The 14,907-nt window shown below is 63.0% G+C and carries 18 protein-coding genes; 9 read left to right on the top strand and 9 right to left on the bottom strand.

Annotated elements, in window-relative coordinates:
• Positions 1 to 9: 9 nt before the first annotated feature.
• Complete coding sequence (locus tag JNE37_RS14200; RefSeq protein WP_203063407.1) at positions 10 to 876, bottom strand: hypothetical protein; 867 nt, start codon at positions 874 to 876, stop codon at positions 10 to 12.
• 73 nt (positions 877 to 949) lie between these two features.
• Between JNE37_RS14200 and JNE37_RS14195 the strand changes: the two genes are divergently transcribed.
• On the top strand, positions 950 to 1,159 hold the full coding sequence (locus JNE37_RS14195; RefSeq protein WP_203063406.1) for a hypothetical protein: 210 nt from the start codon (positions 950 to 952) through the stop codon (positions 1,157 to 1,159).
• On the opposite strand, the gene JNE37_RS14190 is transcribed toward JNE37_RS14195, so the two are convergent.
• Positions 1,119 to 2,048: a DMT family transporter gene (locus JNE37_RS14190; RefSeq protein WP_203063405.1), complete on the bottom strand. Its 930-nt coding sequence runs from the start codon at positions 2,046 to 2,048 to the stop codon at positions 1,119 to 1,121. The genes JNE37_RS14195 and JNE37_RS14190 overlap by 41 nt on opposite strands.
• 85 nt (positions 2,049 to 2,133) lie before the next feature.
• Positions 2,134 to 2,460, bottom strand: a complete 327-nt coding sequence (locus tag JNE37_RS14185) for a hypothetical protein (RefSeq protein ID WP_035028326.1) — start codon at positions 2,458 to 2,460, stop codon at positions 2,134 to 2,136.
• A 299-nt stretch (positions 2,461 to 2,759) separates the two neighbouring features.
• Here JNE37_RS14185 and JNE37_RS14180 point away from each other — a divergent pair, with 299 nt between their 5' ends.
• The 7 genes from JNE37_RS14180 (at position 2,760) to JNE37_RS14150 (ending at position 8,836) form a co-directional block, all read left to right on the top strand.
• Entirely contained in the window at positions 2,760 to 3,533 is a 774-nt protein-coding gene (locus JNE37_RS14180) for an SDR family oxidoreductase (RefSeq protein ID WP_203063404.1), read from the top strand.
• Positions 3,534 to 3,542: 9 nt separating this feature from the next.
• Positions 3,543 to 5,426 carry an excinuclease ABC subunit UvrC gene (gene uvrC / locus JNE37_RS14175; protein ID WP_035028332.1) on the top strand — a complete coding sequence of 628 codons (1,884 nt, stop codon included), beginning with the start codon at positions 3,543 to 3,545 and terminating at the stop codon, positions 5,424 to 5,426.
• Between the two features lie 404 nt (positions 5,427 to 5,830).
• On the top strand, positions 5,831 to 6,904 hold the full coding sequence (locus JNE37_RS14170; RefSeq protein ID WP_035028334.1) for a 3-deoxy-7-phosphoheptulonate synthase: 1,074 nt from the start codon (positions 5,831 to 5,833) through the stop codon (positions 6,902 to 6,904).
• A gap of 248 nt (positions 6,905 to 7,152) precedes the next feature.
• Positions 7,153 to 7,710, top strand: a complete 558-nt coding sequence (gene pgsA, locus JNE37_RS14165) for a CDP-diacylglycerol--glycerol-3-phosphate 3-phosphatidyltransferase (RefSeq protein WP_203063403.1) — start codon at positions 7,153 to 7,155, stop codon at positions 7,708 to 7,710.
• A gap of 2 nt (positions 7,711 to 7,712) precedes the next feature.
• On the top strand, positions 7,713 to 7,964 hold the full coding sequence (gene moaD / locus JNE37_RS14160; protein ID WP_182399664.1) for a molybdopterin converting factor subunit 1: 252 nt from the start codon (positions 7,713 to 7,715) through the stop codon (positions 7,962 to 7,964).
• 1 nt (position 7,965) lies between these two features.
• Complete coding sequence (locus JNE37_RS14155) at positions 7,966 to 8,412, top strand: molybdenum cofactor biosynthesis protein MoaE (RefSeq protein ID WP_035028344.1); 447 nt, start codon at positions 7,966 to 7,968, stop codon at positions 8,410 to 8,412.
• A gap of 1 nt (position 8,413) precedes the next feature.
• Complete coding sequence (locus tag JNE37_RS14150) at positions 8,414 to 8,836, top strand: VOC family protein (protein WP_203063402.1); 423 nt, start codon at positions 8,414 to 8,416, stop codon at positions 8,834 to 8,836.
• Between the two features lie 34 nt (positions 8,837 to 8,870).
• Here JNE37_RS14150 and JNE37_RS14145 read toward each other — a convergent pair whose 3' ends face one another.
• The gene (locus tag JNE37_RS14145) at positions 8,871 to 9,758 is read right to left on the bottom strand and encodes a branched-chain amino acid aminotransferase (protein WP_035028351.1); all 888 of its coding nucleotides are present in this window, start codon (positions 9,756 to 9,758) and stop codon (positions 8,871 to 8,873) included.
• Between the two features lie 141 nt (positions 9,759 to 9,899).
• Here JNE37_RS14145 and JNE37_RS14140 point away from each other — a divergent pair, with 141 nt between their 5' ends.
• Entirely contained in the window at positions 9,900 to 10,418 is a 519-nt protein-coding gene (locus JNE37_RS14140; protein WP_246513278.1) for a MarR family winged helix-turn-helix transcriptional regulator, read from the top strand.
• On the opposite strand, the gene JNE37_RS14135 is transcribed toward JNE37_RS14140, so the two are convergent.
• The 5 genes from JNE37_RS14135 to JNE37_RS14115 all read right to left on the bottom strand — a co-directional run bounded on the left by JNE37_RS14135 (position 10,411) and on the right by JNE37_RS14115 (position 14,905).
• Positions 10,411 to 11,835, bottom strand: a complete 1,425-nt coding sequence (locus tag JNE37_RS14135) for a sensor domain-containing diguanylate cyclase (RefSeq protein ID WP_203066395.1) — start codon at positions 11,833 to 11,835, stop codon at positions 10,411 to 10,413. The two genes, JNE37_RS14140 and JNE37_RS14135, sit on opposite strands and share 8 nt — an antisense overlap.
• A 128-nt stretch (positions 11,836 to 11,963) precedes the next feature.
• Positions 11,964 to 12,302 (bottom strand): tRNA-binding protein, encoded by a 339-nt coding sequence (locus JNE37_RS14130; protein ID WP_379125233.1) that lies wholly within the window; start codon positions 12,300 to 12,302, stop codon positions 11,964 to 11,966.
• On the bottom strand, positions 12,295 to 13,116 hold the full coding sequence (gene proC, locus JNE37_RS14125; protein ID WP_203063400.1) for a pyrroline-5-carboxylate reductase: 822 nt from the start codon (positions 13,114 to 13,116) through the stop codon (positions 12,295 to 12,297). Before proC ends, JNE37_RS14130 begins: the two co-directional genes overlap by 8 nt.
• Entirely contained in the window at positions 13,113 to 13,616 is a 504-nt protein-coding gene (locus tag JNE37_RS14120; protein ID WP_035028363.1) for a type III secretion system chaperone family protein, read from the bottom strand. The genes proC and JNE37_RS14120 overlap by 4 nt, the downstream gene beginning before the upstream one ends.
• Before the next feature lie 566 nt (positions 13,617 to 14,182).
• Entirely contained in the window at positions 14,183 to 14,905 is a 723-nt protein-coding gene (locus tag JNE37_RS14115; RefSeq protein WP_203063398.1) for a metallophosphoesterase family protein, read from the bottom strand.
• Positions 14,906 to 14,907 lie beyond the last annotated feature (2 nt).

The following is a 14,907-nucleotide window of genomic DNA, read 5'->3' as shown; positions in this document are numbered from 1 at the left end:
CCCGCGAGTTCAAGGTGCTCCTGACCGTCCGACCACAGCGTTCTGCCAGCCTACGGTCGCCCCGTCATCCATCCGTCGGGTCCACATCTCGGCCAGCGCATGGTCATTGAGCCGGATCATCCCCATGATGGCGTCGTTCCTGCCCTCATCCGGTATCCCCCGGTCATCGAGGAAAAACAGGAACGGAGACCCATCCGTCATCCCCTCCGGCTGCTCCGGCCCCCGCCACACGAACTTGTCCCCCTCGACACCCGCGATATTGAGCGCCACCGCCATCTCCGCCGCCGCGAACGCACTCACCGCATGCCCGCTCTCGGCGGCCTTGGCATAGGCCGGCGCCCAGCCGCCCTGCGGCGCTTCGCCCGCCTTCCAGGCGAAACTGCCCTCAGTGGAAGCCTTGTTCTCGAGGCATTCGGCGATCAGGCAATCGGTCGCGGTCGCCTCGTCGGCCGGGATCTCGCGCCGCAACGCGTTCTTGAGCTGCGCCGCAACCTCGCCGGCCGGCTCGAAGTTGAACCGCCACGCCACATGCGGCACCTCGGAGGTACCTAGATTGTAGCGGTCCACCTCGATGAACGAGACCGCTCCCACCTGCCCATAGCGCAGAAGTGTCCGCGATTTGCCGAGCGGCGGCTCCATCGCGTCGACATAGACCAGCGCCTTCTCGATGGGGCTCATACGCCCCGCAGCGCCGGCATCGGCCAGCTTCGCCTGGCTATCGGCCTCGACCTTGGCGATATCGAACCGCTCCCAGCCGGGCCGATCGAGGAAAGTGGAATAAGCCAGACCCAGCATATTGTCGGTCTGCTGCGCCGGCGCCGGGCCGGCCATCGCCGCCGCCACGAGCAAACCCAAAACGATCGCAACGATACGCATAACAAGGCCTTTCGTTTGCATGACGTCGCGAGTTTGGTCACATTGCCCGAACTGTCAACGTCAGGGACTTCCGATGTATATTTGGGCCAGTGCGTTTTTATGGCTAGGCATTGTTCTGCTGGCCATCGGCGTAGTCCCCGCGCTGGCCTTCGCGTTCTTCCTGCCGCAGGCCGATCCGCTGGTGCCCGCCCTGCTGTCACTGACCGTGGCTCCGCTCGGAGCCGTCATGCTCCTTATCGGGATCATTCTTTACCTGGTAGTGGCGTTTCAGCGCCGCCGCTGACCGAGCCCCTTAAACGCTCGCGCGCCATCACCACCAACCCCGCCGCCGCGATCACCGCCGCCCCCACGAACGAGAGCGGGTCTATGAGGTGGTTGAAGATCACGTAGCTGAGGAAAATCGCCCAAGGCAGCGAGAAGTAACTGAATGGCTGGAGCACGCTGGCCGGCGCCAGCGACAGCGCCTTGATCATCAGCCCATGCGCCAGGCACGTGGTCGACGCCACGACAACCACCATGCCCACGCCGCGCCAATCCATCGGCGACCAGTGGAAAATGCCCACCGCACTCGTCATCAGCAGCCCGACAGCGCCGGTATAGGCCATGCTGGTCGCGGTGGTGTCGAGCTTACCCACCTTGCGCGTCAGCACGATATAAAAGGCATAGAAGGAACAGGAGAGCACCGCATAGAGCGCACCGGCATCCAACGGCAAACCACCCGGCCGCACGATGACCATCGCCCCCAGGAAACCAACGACCACGGCGCCCAGGCGGAAAGGGCCAACCTTCTCCCCAAGAAACGGAATGGCGAAAAGCGTCACCAGCAACGGGTAGATGAGGCTGATCGCCTGCAACTCCGCCAGCGGCACGGTTTGCAGCGCCATCGCGAAGAGCCAGATATCGCCCACCAGCAGCACCCCGCGCAAAATCTGCAGCATTGGCGCCCGCGAGGAAAAGGCCCGCCCGATCGGCCCCTGCCGCATGACGAGGATCAGCGAGAACGCGGCAAAGCCCCAATACCGCATCATCGAAATCTGGAAAGGCGAATAATCCTGCACCAGCATCTTGGACACGGCATCCTGGATGCCGAAGACGACCACCGAAATCAGCACCAGCGTGATGCCGAGGCGAACATTGTCCCCCGCCACATTGGCCTGCGCGTTGCTCGTCATAGATGCGGTCCCGGTATGCTAGATCAAAGCCAAGGCCCCGGACTGCCGCGTCCGGGGCCTTAGCGAATTCGCGTGCTGAAAAATGCTACTTGGCGGTTGCGTTCTTGATAGCGCCGGCAATGGCAGTAAGTACACCGCCACCGATAAGGCCGGTGACGCCCTGCCCGGCAAGAGCGCCGATATCGAGCCCGGCCGGTGCGCCGCCAGCTGCCGCCGCATTGGTAGCTGCGCCCACCAGTGCATCGAGACCGGGAATACGGCCTGCCAGCCAGGTCAATACCAGGCCGCCAATAGCGCCGGCGATGGAGTTACCGGTCGTGCCGAGGCTCAAATTCTTGGCAACCCCACCGACAACATTGCCACCGATGCCACCGCCGAGCAGCTGAACAATAATCGCTACAATTGCTTCCATTTCACGTCCCCAAGAGGTCCGAAACCAACGGAGCCGCGCGGCTCCGCCTCGCCGGGGAAGCTTAGCGGCAATGCCTGGGTCGGGAAAGAGCCTAAACAATGTGTAAATAGGCCATAGTCCCTGTAGTTACTGGGTTTTTAGCCACCCCGACACCTGCTATCGTTCGCGACCTGAAAATCCGGCGCGCACGAGCCGCCAGTCTTCCCCAAAAACAAGTTCACCCGGCCACAGGCCATGCGACATTGCTCGCAAGGCACAAAGCACCCTATGGTCACGGCAAAAGTCAGCTAATTTTCCTCATGTCGAATCAAACCGCAAACCATCGCGTCGCCCTGGTTACTGGTGCGGCTGACCGTATCGGGGCCACCCTGGCCAAGGTGCTGGCCGCCAACGGCCACAAGGTCATCGTCCACTACCGCTCCTCGTCCGCCGACGCGGACGCCGTCGTGGCCGCGATCGCCGATGCCGGTGGCGAAGCAATGGCTCTCCGTGCCGACCTCTGCCAGCGCGGAGAGCGCCGGACCCTGGTTGCCCGCGCCGCCGAGCCCTTCGGGCCGCTCACGCTATTGGTCAACAACGCCTCGCTCTTCGATCCGGACAGCGTCGAGGACCTCACCGAAGAGCTCTGGGACATGCATCTGGCGATCCACCTGGAAGCGCCGGCATTCCTCTCCCGCGACTTCGCACTGCAACTCCCCGCCGATACCGAAGGCAATATCGTCAACATCGTCGACGAGCGCGTCCTGCACCTTTCGCCGGCCTATTTCAGCTACACGCTTTCCAAGGCGGCGCTCTGGGACATGACGCGCACCCTGGCGCAATCGCTGGCGCCGCGCATCCGCGTCAACGCCATCGGCCCCGGTCCGATCCTGCCCCACAAGCGCCAATCGGACGAAGCCTTCGCCCAGTCCGTCGCCAGCTCCATTCTCGGGCGCTCCGCTTCACCCGAGGAAATCGCCGACGCCGTCCTCTTTCTGCTCAAGTCGCGGTCGATGACCGGTCAAATGCTCGCGCTCGATGGCGGCAAGCATCTTGAATATCGGCCCTCGCGTGCCAAGACTCCCAGGGTCTAGAACCCGATCATGAACGACCAAGCCAATCACGCCACCGGTCCCGAGGTCATCAAGGCCTTCGTGAAGACCCTTCCCTCTGCCCCGGGCGTCTATCGGATGCTCGATGCGGAAGGCGAAGTCATCTATGTCGGCAAGGCACGCAGCCTCAAGGCGCGCGTCACCAATTACACGCGCCCGGAAGGCCTGCCTGTCCGCATCCAGCGCATGATTTCGGCCACGCACACGATGGAATTCGTGCGCACCGAAACCGAAGCCGAAGCGCTGCTGCTCGAAGCCAATCTCATCAAGCGCCTGCGCCCACGTTTCAACGTGGCGCTGCGCGACGACAAGAGCTTCCCCTTCATCCTCATCGCCACCGATCATGAAGCACCCGAAATCCTGCTGCATCGCGGCACCCGCCGCCGGCCCGGCTATTATTTCGGCCCCTTCGCCTCGGCAGGCGCCGTGCGTCGCACCATTACTTCGCTCCAGCGCGCCTTCCTGCTGCGCAATTGCTCGGCCAGCTTCTACGCTGCCCGCACCCGCCCGTGCCTGCAATTCCAGATCAAGCGCTGCGCCGCGCCCTGCACGCGCGAGATCTCGCTGCCGGGCTATGCCGAACTCGTGGAGGAAGCCAAGGATTTCCTCGAAGGCAAGTCCAAGGCTGTCCAAGCGCGCCTCTCCGACGAGATGAACGCGGCCGCCGAAGCCCTCGATTTCGAGCGCGCCGCCCTTCTCCGTGACCGGTTGAGCGCCCTCGCCCTCATTCAAAGTCAGGGCGACATCACCTCCAACAATGTCGAGGAAGCCGACATCTTCGCTATCGCGCAGGAGGCCGGCCAGTTCTGCGTGCAGGTCTTCTTCTTCCGCTCCTACCAGAACTGGGGCAACCACGCCTTCCGCCCGCGCGCCGACGCGTCGCTCACCGAGGCCGAAGTGCTCGAGGCCTTCATCACCCAGTTCTACGATACGCGCACTCCGCCCAAGCTGGTTCTGACCAGCCACGAACCGACCGAGCGCGAACTTATCGAGGAAGCCCTTTCCTCCCGTGCCGGCTCGCGTGTCTATCTCCAGACCCCGCAGCGTGGCGAAAAGCGCGACCTCGTCAACTACGCGCTCAACAATGCCCGCGAGGCACTAGGCCGTCAGTTGGCCGAGGGCGCCACGCAGCGCACCCTGCTCGAAGGCGTCGCCGAACTCTTCGGGCTCGATGAAGCGCCGCGTCGGATCGAGGTCTACGACAACTCCCACATCTCGGGCACCAATGCCGTCGGTGGGATGATCGTGGCGGGCGAGGAAGGCTTCTCCAAGAAGCACTATCGGACCTTCAACATCAAATCCAAGGACATCGCCCCGGGCGACGACTTCGGCATGATGCGTGAAGTGCTGACCCGCCGCTTCTCGCGCCTTGCCGCCGAAAGCGAAGAGGATGCCGAGGACGATCAGACCGGCATGCCCGACTGGCCCGATGTCGTCTTCATCGACGGTGGCGCCGGCCAGCTCAACGCGGTGCGTGAAGTCATCGCCGGTCTCAACCTTCCCAAGGAAGTGACCTTCATCGGCATCGCCAAGGGCGAGGAGCGTGATGCCGGCCGCGAAAAATTCCACATGGAAGGCCGCGAGCCCTTCATGCTGCCGCACCGCGACCCCGTGCTCTACTACGTCCAGCGCCTGCGCGACGAAGCCCACCGCTTCGCCATCGGCACCCACCGTGCCCGCCGCAAGAAGGAAGTGGTGAAAAACCCGCTCGACGAAATCGAAGGCATCGGCCCCACCCGCAAGCGCGCCCTCCTCAACCACTTCGGCTCCGCCAAGGCCGTCAGTCGTGCCGCACTTGCGGATCTGCAGGCGATTCCGGGGATTTCCACACAGATGGCGCAGACGATCTACGACCACTTCAACCGGACCGAGTGATGTGCTTGTGGCTCCCCCCTCCCAGCCTCCCCCGCAAGGGGGGAGGTGCTTATCGCGGTTGTGGCGCGCATCGTTCACAAGCAACTTGATCGAAACATCTCCCCCCTTGCGGGGGAGGCTGGGAGGGGGGTGAGCCACACGCACGCATTCCGAACCTCGCCCCAAACCCCTCCCAGTCAAACAAACAAAACCTATTCCCTCTCCCGCCAACGCGCGCTATATACCTCCCATGAACTCCATCCGCCCGGTCTTCTATTTTTGGTACTTTAGCTATCCGATGCCGCTGGCGGACGGAGGGTCGCGCTTGGTCTGAATAGAAGACAAAGCAAAAGCAGATACCCGACAGCCGCCAGCTTCCTGGCGGCTTTTTTGTCGCCGGGAGGTCCCAAACAAGGAACCGACCGATGTTGAAATCCACAGACGACCTGCGCATCAAGGAATTGCGCGAACTGAGTACCCCGGCCGAAGTGATCCGGGAATTCCCGCGCACGGAAGGCGCCACCCGCACCGTCACCGGCTCGCGCCTGGCCCTGCATAACATTCTCTCCGGTCGCGACGATCGCCTCGCCGTCGTCATCGGCCCCTGCTCGATTCACGATCCGGAAGCCGCCCTCGATTACGCCGCCCGCCTCTGGGAAGTGCGCGAGCGCCTTGCCGGCTCGCTCGAGATCGTCATGCGCGTCTATTTCGAAAAGCCCCGCACCACGGTCGGTTGGAAGGGCTTGATCAACGATCCCGATCTCGATGGCAGCTTCAATATCGACAAGGGCCTGCGCCGCGCTCGCAGCCTGCTGCTCGAGATCAACGACATGGGCCTCCCGGCCGGCTGTGAATTCCTCGACATGACCACGCCGCAATATTTCGCCGACCTCGTCGCCTGGGGCGCGATCGGCGCACGCACCACCGAAAGCCAGGTGCACCGCGAACTGGCCTCCGGCCTCTCCTGCCCGGTCGGTTTCAAGAACGGCACGGACGGCAATGTCCGCATCGCGCTCGACGCCGTAAAGTCCGCCAGCCAGCCCCACCATTTCCTGGCTGTCACCAAGGACGGCCGCTCGGCCATCGCCGCCACCACCGGCAACGACGATTGCCACATCATCCTGCGCGGCGGGAAGACCACCAATTACGACGCCGCCAGCGTCGAAGCCGCCGCTGCCGAAGCCACCAAGGCCGGCATTCGTCCGGCGATCATGATCGATGCCAGCCACGCCAACAGCTCCAAGAAGCCGGAAAACCAGCCGCTCGTGACCGAGGACGTGGCCCAGCAACTCGAAGCCGGCGACGCCCGCATCATGGGCGTGATGGTGGAATCCAACCTCGTCGCCGGCCGCCAGGACCTCGTGCCCGGCAAGCCGCTGACCTACGGTCAGTCGATCACCGATGGCTGTATCGACTGGGAAACGACCGTCGCCGTTCTGGAGCGCCTGGCAAAGGCCGTCGAAGTCCGCCGTCAGGTCGTCAAGCAACAGGTGGCGTGAGCATAGCTGCCAACCCATTTCTCTCGGTCGGGAGGAATGGGTTGGCGGCAGGCGCACCGCACGGAACTTCCCCGGCCGCAGAGCCGGGGCCCATGGATACCTCCACTCGAGTGGAGCGGTGCAATAGGCCCCGGGTCTCCGCCCGGGGAAGTGCAGTGGTGGGTTGGAGCCCCAATTGCAGCAACGAACCTGAACGAATATCGCGCTTGTGGCTTGACCCATCGCGCTAATCCCTGTTCCCTCGCGCCATGTCGAGCAATCTCACCTCCCTGCCGAACCTGCTGACCTATGGCCGCATCGTCGCGATTCCCGTGGTCGTTTACCTCGCGATCTCGGGCTTCCCGGAACTGCGCTGGGCAGCGTTCATTCTCTACGTCGCCGCCGCGGTCAGCGACTTCTTCGATGGCTACCTCGCCCGCAAGTGGAACCAGTCCTCGGCGCTCGGTCGCATGCTTGACCCCATTGCCGACAAGCTCCTCATTGGCGCACTCATCATCGCCCTCGCGTGGGACGGCACCATCGGCCCCTGGGACCTGATCCCGGCCATCGCCATCATGCTGCGCGAAATCTTCGTCTCCGGCCTGCGGGAATTCATGGGTGACAAGGGCATCGTCGTTCACGTAACCAAGCTCGCCAAGTGGAAGACCACCGCGCAGCTGGTTGCGCTCGGCGCGCTGCTACTTGTCCCCCTCTTCCCGGCCATTGCTATCATCGCCCAGATCCTGCTCTGGGTCGCAGGTATCCTGACCGTCTGGACCGGCTGGGACTATTTCCGCGGCGCCTGGCCGACGCTGAAGGGTAATTGACGATGAAGGTGCTGTATTTCGCCTGGCTCCGCGAGCGCCTCAACAAGGGCGAGGAAACCGTCTCGCCTCCCGCAGAGGTCAGGACCGTTTCCGACCTCATCGACTGGCTCGCCGCGAACGACGAAGCCGCTGACCTCGCCTTCGCCAACCGCAAGCTCATCAAGGCAGCGGTCAACGCCCGCATCGTCACCCATGACGCGCCGGTCGCGGCGAACGATACCGTCGCCCTCTTCCCCCCGATGACCGGCGGCTGAGATGTCCGTACGCATCCAGACGGCGGCGTTCGATCCGGGCGAGGAAACCAATGCTTTCCTCGCGACCAATGCCGGCGCCGGCGCCGCGGTGACCTTCACCGGCCTCGTCCGCTCGCAGCCCGGCGATCCGATCACTGCGCTGGTGCTAGAATGCTACCCGGACCTGGCCATCAACCAGGTCAAAGCCATGATTGAGAGCGCCATCGCGCGCTTCGGCCTCATCAAGGCCACGGTCATCCACCGCTACGGCGCGCTTCGCCCTGGCGAACCCATCGTCCAGGTCATGGCTCTCGCCCCGCATCGCGAAGCGGCGTTCAAGGGTGCCGAATACCTGATGGACTACCTAAAGACCGACGCGCCCTTCTGGAAGAAGGAAGAGACACCGACCGGCTCGCGCTGGGTCGACGCCAAGTCTGCCGACGATGACGCAAAGGCCCGGTGGGATTGAGATGACACCATCGAAGCCGCCCTTCTCGCTCGTGGGTCTGGATCACGTCGTCCTGCTCGTCACCGACATGGACCTAGCGATGCGGTTCTACCAGGACGTGCTCGGCTGCCAGCCCGGCTTCTCCTATCCCCATCTCGGCATGGAGCAGGTCTGGTGCGGCAATGCCCTAATCGTGCTGCAGGACTACACGAAGCCCGAAGGCGCCTGGGCCAGGCCGCCAGTCGAGGGCGGCCGCAATCTCGATCACGTCTGCATCGCCTTGAGCCCCTTCGACCACGACGCGATGCGTGGGCATCTCAGGGCTCATGGCGTCGAGATCGTCGAGGAGGCCTTCCACGGCGGCGCTCGCGGAATGGGCAATTCCTTCTATGTGCTCGATCCGTTCGGCAACAAGCTCGAACTAAAAGGACCACCGGTCTACTGACCGGCGGCCCTTCGAAGGCGATAATATCTTTCGCCTATTCCGCGGCGGCGCGCTTGGGCTGCACGGCGGCCGAATAGGCGGCGATCAGCGTGCGCGAGGCTTCGCCCGGGGTGAACTTGAACTCGCCCACCTGCGAAACCGGGGTCACTTCGGCAGCGGTGCCGGTGAGGAAGCACTCGTCGAAATTGGCGAGCTCTTCCGGCTTCATGTAGCGCTCGGTAACGGTGAAGCCGTTAGCCTTGGCCAGCGCGATAACCGTGCGGCGGGTGATGCCGTCGAGGAAGCAATCGGGCGTCGGCGTGGTGATTTCCTTGCCCTTGATGAAGAAGACGTTCGCGCCGGTCGCCTCGGCGACATAACCACGATAGTCGAGCATCAGCGCATCGGCATAGCCGTCGGCCATGGCCGCATCCTTGGAGAGCGTGCAGATCATGTAGAGACCGGCAGCCTTGGCCTTGTAGGGGATCGTCTCCGGGCTCGGACGCTTCCACTTGCTCCACTGCAGGCGGATGCCCTTGAGCTTTTCTTCCATCGAGAAATAGCTCGGCCAGACCCAGGCGGCGATCGCCAGGTGAACCTTGTTCGGACGGCCGGGAACGCTCAGTTCCTCGGAGCCGCGCCAGGCGACCGGGCGCATATAGGCGTCAACGAGGTTGTTGGCTTCCAGCACCTTGCGGCAGGCGGCGTCGATCTCGTCAGCGGTATAGGGGATGTCGAAATCCAGCGTCTTGCCGGATGCGATCAGACGGTCGGTATGCTCGCGCAGCTTGAAGACTTCACCGCCATAGGCACGCTGACCTTCAAACACGCAGCTTGCATAATGCAGGCCATGGGTCAGGACGTGAATCTTGGCCTCTTTCCACGGTTTGAGTTCCCCGTCGAACCATATCCAGCCATCGCGCTGGTCCATCGGCAAAGCCATTTCTTACTCCGAATCTCTTCCCTAAAACGGCCCTCGCAAGGCCGCCAAACCTGGTTGTTCCGATCATGCATCACCCCTAAGCCCTTGGCAAACTAGAACGGCTTTGGGATAAGGAACATTGGCGGAACTGATGGAGAAACAATGGCACCCGACAAAATAAATGTCAACAAGGCTGACATAAATTCGTCGGTGGCGTCGACCGACCTGCCACTGGACGTCATGGGGCTGTTTTTCTTCGCCTATCGGGATTTCGTGCGCGACGCCGACGCGCTGCTGGAGCGCCAGGGATTCGGCCGAGCGCATCACCGCGTGCTGTACTTCGTGAACCTCAAGCCCGGCCTGCCGGTCGCCACCATTCTCGACGTGCTCAAGATCACCAAGCAGAGCCTCGCCCGCGTGCTGCGCCAGTTGATCGACAATGGCTATATCGAGCAGAAGACAGGTCCTTCGGACCGTCGTCAGCGCCTGCTCTACCCGACGGCCAAGGGCCGCGATCTCTTCGAGACGCTCTCGGCTACCCAGTCGAGCCGCATCGAGGCTGCATTGGCTCCGCTACAGCCGGATGCCCGCAGCACGATCCTCAAGTTCTTCGTGGGCATGGTCGAGACTGACGATAGGCCGCTGCTGAACCGGCTGCACCTGACCGACAATATCAGGTAGCGCGCTTTCGGACCGCCTCGGCGTCGTAGTGATCCTTCTTGGACCGATACATCTGAAGGTCGGCGCGCTTGATCGTGTCTTCGATCGGCTCGTCAGCGAACCGCGTTGCGCGGCCGATGGCGAGATTGAGCGGCAGACCGGGATAGAACTGGTTGTTGAGCACGACCAGCTTTTCGAGATTGAGCGCCACCGCCTGCGTCGCCTTTTCGTCGAATCCCGGCAGCAGCACCGCAAACTCGTCGCCGCCGATCCGAGCTGCGCAGGCAGGCTTCTCGATCGCCTTGCCCAGCACCTCGCCCGCCCGACGTAGCAGACCGTCGCCGGCAGCGTGACCCCAGAGATCGTTCGCAGCCTTAAGACCATTGACGTCGACCATGATCACCGACACCGGCATCACGCCCTTGCGGTCGATACGGTTGAGTTCATCGACATAGAACGAACGGTTGTAGAGCTTGGTCAGCACATCGTGCTTGCCGAGGAATTCGAGATAGGCCTCGGCCTTCTTGCGCGCGGTGATGTCGGTCAGCGCCACCTGCACCAGCGACCAGTCGTTCTCGTGTCCCGGCAGCACCGAGAATTGCAGCAACACGAACACTTCCTCGCCCGAGAGCGAGTAGTTGACTACTTCCCGCTTGTGGAAGAGCCGGCCGCTCCAGAGATCGATCAGCTGCTCGCGGAAATGGCGGAGCATGTCGTCGCGGAAGATGCGAGGCTGGTTCTTGAGCAGTTCTTCCTTGGTCCGGGCCCCGAAAAGATCGAGCGTCGCCTGGTTGACGTCGAGCACGCGGATTTCGCTCATGCAGCGCTCGACGAATTCGGGGTGCACGTCGGTGAAGACGCGGAAATCCGTGATGCCCTGGAAACGGACGTCTTCGAGCAATTGCTTGATGGCCGAAAAATCTTCGACCCAGAGCGATACGGGCGAGTGCGTGAAGAGACCTTCGGCATAGCGCACGCTCAGCGCCAGGCTGCGGCGGGCCGTTTCACGCTCGGTGACATCCTCGATCGCCACGAGCACACGCGACCAGTCGTGCTCATGCCCCGGCAGGATGCGGCCGGTCATCTGGATATCGATGCGCCGTCCGTTGAGACTGTAATTGACCGAGACGTTGGCGAACTCGTCCTTGCCTTCCCAAAGCTGGATCATCTCCTCGCCATGGGTTTCCATCATGTCGTCGCGGAAGACGGTGCTGAGGTTGGAGACGAGGTGTTCGAGGTCGCGCGATTCGAAGAGCGAATGCGTCTTGCTGTTGACCATCAGGATCCTGATGCGATCGGCGCATTCGTGAACGCGTGACGGATCGGCCTTGAACAGCTCGCGCAGATCGGAAATGCCGGCAGAACGCCACTCGTCGAACAGAGCCTTGAGGCCGCTGTAGTCCTCGAGCCACAGCGAAACAGGCGCCAGCTCGAACATAGCCTGCGACACACCGAGGGCCGCATCACTCTCACTCACATCCGACCTCCGAGGCCGCCGCGCCAAATCGTTTCGGATCAGGCTATTAGCATATCGCCGGCGATGTTGTGATCACGTTAAGGTCGCAGCTAGAGCAGCCGCTTGCCGTTCGGCACCTGACGCTCGGTCGCTGCCAGCACGATGGCGCCGCCCTCATCTTCGAAGCCGAGCGTGAGAACTTCGCTACGCAACGGCCCGATCTGACGCGGTGGGAAGTTGACCACTGCCATCACCTGGCGCCCGACCAGATCCTCCGGCTTGTAGTGCACGGTGATCTGCGCCGACGACTTCTTGATGCCGATCTCGGGGCCGAAATCGATGATGAGGATAATGGCCGGCTTGCGCGCCTCGGGAAAAGGTCGCGCCTCGATCACTATGCCGGTGCGGATATCGACCTTGAGGAAATCGTCATAGCTGATTTCAGCCACGGCCGAGTTCCTCACTTCGGCGGCGCGCAGCCTCGACTGCGCGGTCGAGCAGCGGACCGAAGCCATCGGCACCCATGAGCACTTCCAGCGCCGCGGCGGTCGTGCCCTTCGGCGACGTCACGTTCTCACGCAGGGTAGAGGGCGGGATATCGGGTTCGGCTTCGAGGAGATAGGCAGCGCCGACGATGGTTTGCCGGGCCAGCAGCATGGCTTGTTCAGCGGGAAGGCCCTGGCGAACGCCGGCGGCGGCAAGGGCCTCGACCAGGTTGAAGACGTAGGCGGGACCGGAGCCGGAGACGGCGGTGACGGCGTCGATCGCCTTTTCGTCGTCGAACCAGGCCACCTGCCCCGCTGCCTGCAACAGGTCGGCGGCGATGGCACGATCCGATGCCTCGACGCCCGGACCGGAGACGGCGCCGGTGACGCCCTTGCCGATCTGGGCCGGCGTATTGGGCATGGTCCGGACGATCCGCTGCGTGCCGAGGCCCTGCGCGATCGCGGCAATCGAAATGCCGGCAGCAATGGAGACGACGAGAGTTTCAGTGCCGACCACAGGGCGCAATTGCGCCATCACGTCGCCGATGATCTGCGGCTTGACCGCAAGCACCAGCACGCGGGGGCTGACGCCCTCGGCGCTCGGAACGAGACGGGCGCCGGTCTTTACGGCGAAAGTGATGGTGTGCTCGCCCGGATTGGGATCGACGAGCACGAGATTTGACGGCTTGAGGCCCGCGGCTATCCAGCCGCGCGCCAGAGCCAGACCCATCTTGCCGGCACCGGCAAGAACGACGGGACCAATATTGTCTAGACTCACGCTTCCCCAACCGTCTCGAACATGACGTGGCTCAAGGCCTCGGAAGCACTTTTACCTGCCCAGACCACGAACTGGAAAGCCTGATAGTAGAGGTCGCAGGAATCGGTGGCCGAACGCAGCAGCGCCTCGCATTGCTGCGGCGACACTTCCGCTCCGCCGGTCAGCAGGTGCGAATTGCGGAACAGCACCACGCCTTCCTTGCTCCAGATATCGAAATGCCCGATCCAGAGCTGTTCATTGACGAGCGCGATGAGCTGCTTGACCTCGCCGCGGCGCGCTTCAGGGACCTTGAGGTCGAAGGCGGAGGCGATGTGCAGGGATTCGAGGTCTTCCATCCAATTGAAAGACACATGGTAGTCGCTCCACCCTCCGCGAACGGAAATGGAGATTTCGTCAGCGTCCTGGCGCTCGAAGTTCCAATCGTTGATTGCCGCGATGTGCTCGATGATATCGACCGGGTGCACTGCGCGGTCCGGTTCGATCTGCAGCAGAAGAGACATGAAATTAGTCCTGCATTGGCAACGCGTGGAAGGGCCGGCCGGCGAACACCCGGCGGGGTACGCAACTTACAAATTGAACTGCCGCACGCATGGAAAGCCTACGAATCGTCCTGTGTTTTCAACCTACACTGCACGGTTGATTCCGGGCACTTTCGGCAGCCACCGAAACGGCTTTCTTCTGTGGATGATCGGGCTGGTATTGTTAACAAGTTCTTAACGAGGGCCGCCTCGACCCCAGTTATTCTGGCCTTTTTTGGCACATTTGAACTGCAATAAATCGGACTAGCCGAAGTATCCCCGAGGCATCGGCGTCGGGGAGGCAGGAGCGAGGGGGATAACTTGGCCCAGGGCCCTACTCAATAAGTCCCGGCGCCCCCAGAGCGCTTATCTCCCCATCCGACAGTCTGCCGCGCCACAACCACTGAACTTGCCGACCGCAGAGCCGGGGCCCACGGATTGCGCCACTCGAGTGGAGGGGTGCAATAGGCCCCGGATCAAGTCCGGGGAAGTCCGGTGGGTGGGGCGGCCATCGCAACCTCATCGACCGGTGCAATTGAGTACGGACCCTAGAAGAGGCCTTCGGGGCCGACCCAGCCGGTGACCAGCGGCTCACGCCATTTGGGGAAGCCGTTCTCTTCGGCGCGGCGCGCAGCGGCCTCATGGTCGTAGCCGAGCACGCGCTGCGTGACCGACCACTTGTCGCCGCTCTTCTCGAGAATGGCGTAGCGGGCATCGGGCGAGCCGTGGACGGTCTGGAGACCGACGCTGCCAGGATTGACGATCATGCGACCGTCCCGCAGGCGCACCGAGCGGGCGAGATGCGTGTGGCCGCAGAGGAGAACAGGAAAATCGTAGCCCTCGGCGGCCGCGGTCACAGAGGCCTCGTCGGGCAAAGTGGTCTTGCGGCCGCTCCAGAAATTGTCGAGCCAGACGTCGTTGTCGCTCGCAGGCGTGCCGTGGCAAAGGAAGACCTCGCCCTGGACGTTGCGCGTCGCCGGCAGGCTTTCGAGCCAGACGACATGGCGCGGTTCGAGTTGCGCCAGGGTGAAGCGGTCCACCGGGCCGAGTTCGAAGACGCCGGTTTCGACCAGCCAGCGATCATGATTGCCACGAACGGTCGCGGCATTGAGCTCAAGCAGCATGTCGCAGGTGCGTCGCGGATCGATGGGCCCGCTCAGCGCATCCCCGAGATTGACCGTCGCATCGACATTCTGCCGAGCAATATCCTCCAGCACGGCTTCGAGGGCGAAGCTGTTGCCGTGGATGTCCGAGATAACCGCGAGACGCAAAA

The organism is Paradevosia shaoguanensis, from assembly GCF_016801025.1.
In the GTDB taxonomy this organism is placed as follows: domain Bacteria; phylum Pseudomonadota; class Alphaproteobacteria; order Rhizobiales; family Devosiaceae; genus Paradevosia; species Paradevosia shaoguanensis.
The sequence above is the reverse complement of the archived record's forward strand: the minus strand, read 5'-3'. Positions and strand labels throughout refer to the sequence as shown.

What these genes read in the sequence shown, in the direction of transcription:
- JNE37_RS14170 (WP_035028334.1), top strand. Translation starts at nt 5,831, where the DNA reads ATGTTGAAATCCACAGACGACCTGCGCATCAAGGAATTGCGCGAACTG.
- JNE37_RS14140 (WP_246513278.1), top strand. Translation starts at nt 9,900, where the DNA reads ATGGCACCCGACAAAATAAATGTCAACAAGGCTGACATAAATTCGTCG.
- JNE37_RS14155 (WP_035028344.1), top strand. Translation starts at nt 7,966, where the DNA reads ATGTCCGTACGCATCCAGACGGCGGCGTTCGATCCGGGCGAGGAAACC.
- moaD (WP_182399664.1), top strand. Translation starts at nt 7,713, where the DNA reads ATGAAGGTGCTGTATTTCGCCTGGCTCCGCGAGCGCCTCAACAAGGGC.
- JNE37_RS14185 (WP_035028326.1), bottom strand. Translation starts at nt 2,460, where the DNA reads ATGGAAGCAATTGTAGCGATTATTGTTCAGCTGCTCGGCGGTGGCATC.
- JNE37_RS14195 (WP_203063406.1), top strand. Translation starts at nt 950, where the DNA reads ATGTATATTTGGGCCAGTGCGTTTTTATGGCTAGGCATTGTTCTGCTG.
- JNE37_RS14180 (WP_203063404.1), top strand. Translation starts at nt 2,760, where the DNA reads ATGTCGAATCAAACCGCAAACCATCGCGTCGCCCTGGTTACTGGTGCG.
- JNE37_RS14120 (WP_035028363.1), bottom strand. Translation starts at nt 13,616, where the DNA reads ATGTCTCTTCTGCTGCAGATCGAACCGGACCGCGCAGTGCACCCGGTC.
- uvrC (WP_035028332.1), top strand. Translation starts at nt 3,543, where the DNA reads ATGAACGACCAAGCCAATCACGCCACCGGTCCCGAGGTCATCAAGGCC.
- JNE37_RS14200 (WP_203063407.1), bottom strand. Translation starts at nt 876, where the DNA reads ATGCGTATCGTTGCGATCGTTTTGGGTTTGCTCGTGGCGGCGGCGATG.
- JNE37_RS14145 (WP_035028351.1), bottom strand. Translation starts at nt 9,758, where the DNA reads ATGGCTTTGCCGATGGACCAGCGCGATGGCTGGATATGGTTCGACGGG.
- JNE37_RS14190 (WP_203063405.1), bottom strand. Translation starts at nt 2,048, where the DNA reads ATGACGAGCAACGCGCAGGCCAATGTGGCGGGGGACAATGTTCGCCTC.
- JNE37_RS14135 (WP_203066395.1), bottom strand. Translation starts at nt 11,835, where the DNA reads ATGTTCGAGCTGGCGCCTGTTTCGCTGTGGCTCGAGGACTACAGCGGC.
- JNE37_RS14150 (WP_203063402.1), top strand. Translation starts at nt 8,414, where the DNA reads ATGACACCATCGAAGCCGCCCTTCTCGCTCGTGGGTCTGGATCACGTC.
- pgsA (WP_203063403.1), top strand. Translation starts at nt 7,153, where the DNA reads ATGTCGAGCAATCTCACCTCCCTGCCGAACCTGCTGACCTATGGCCGC.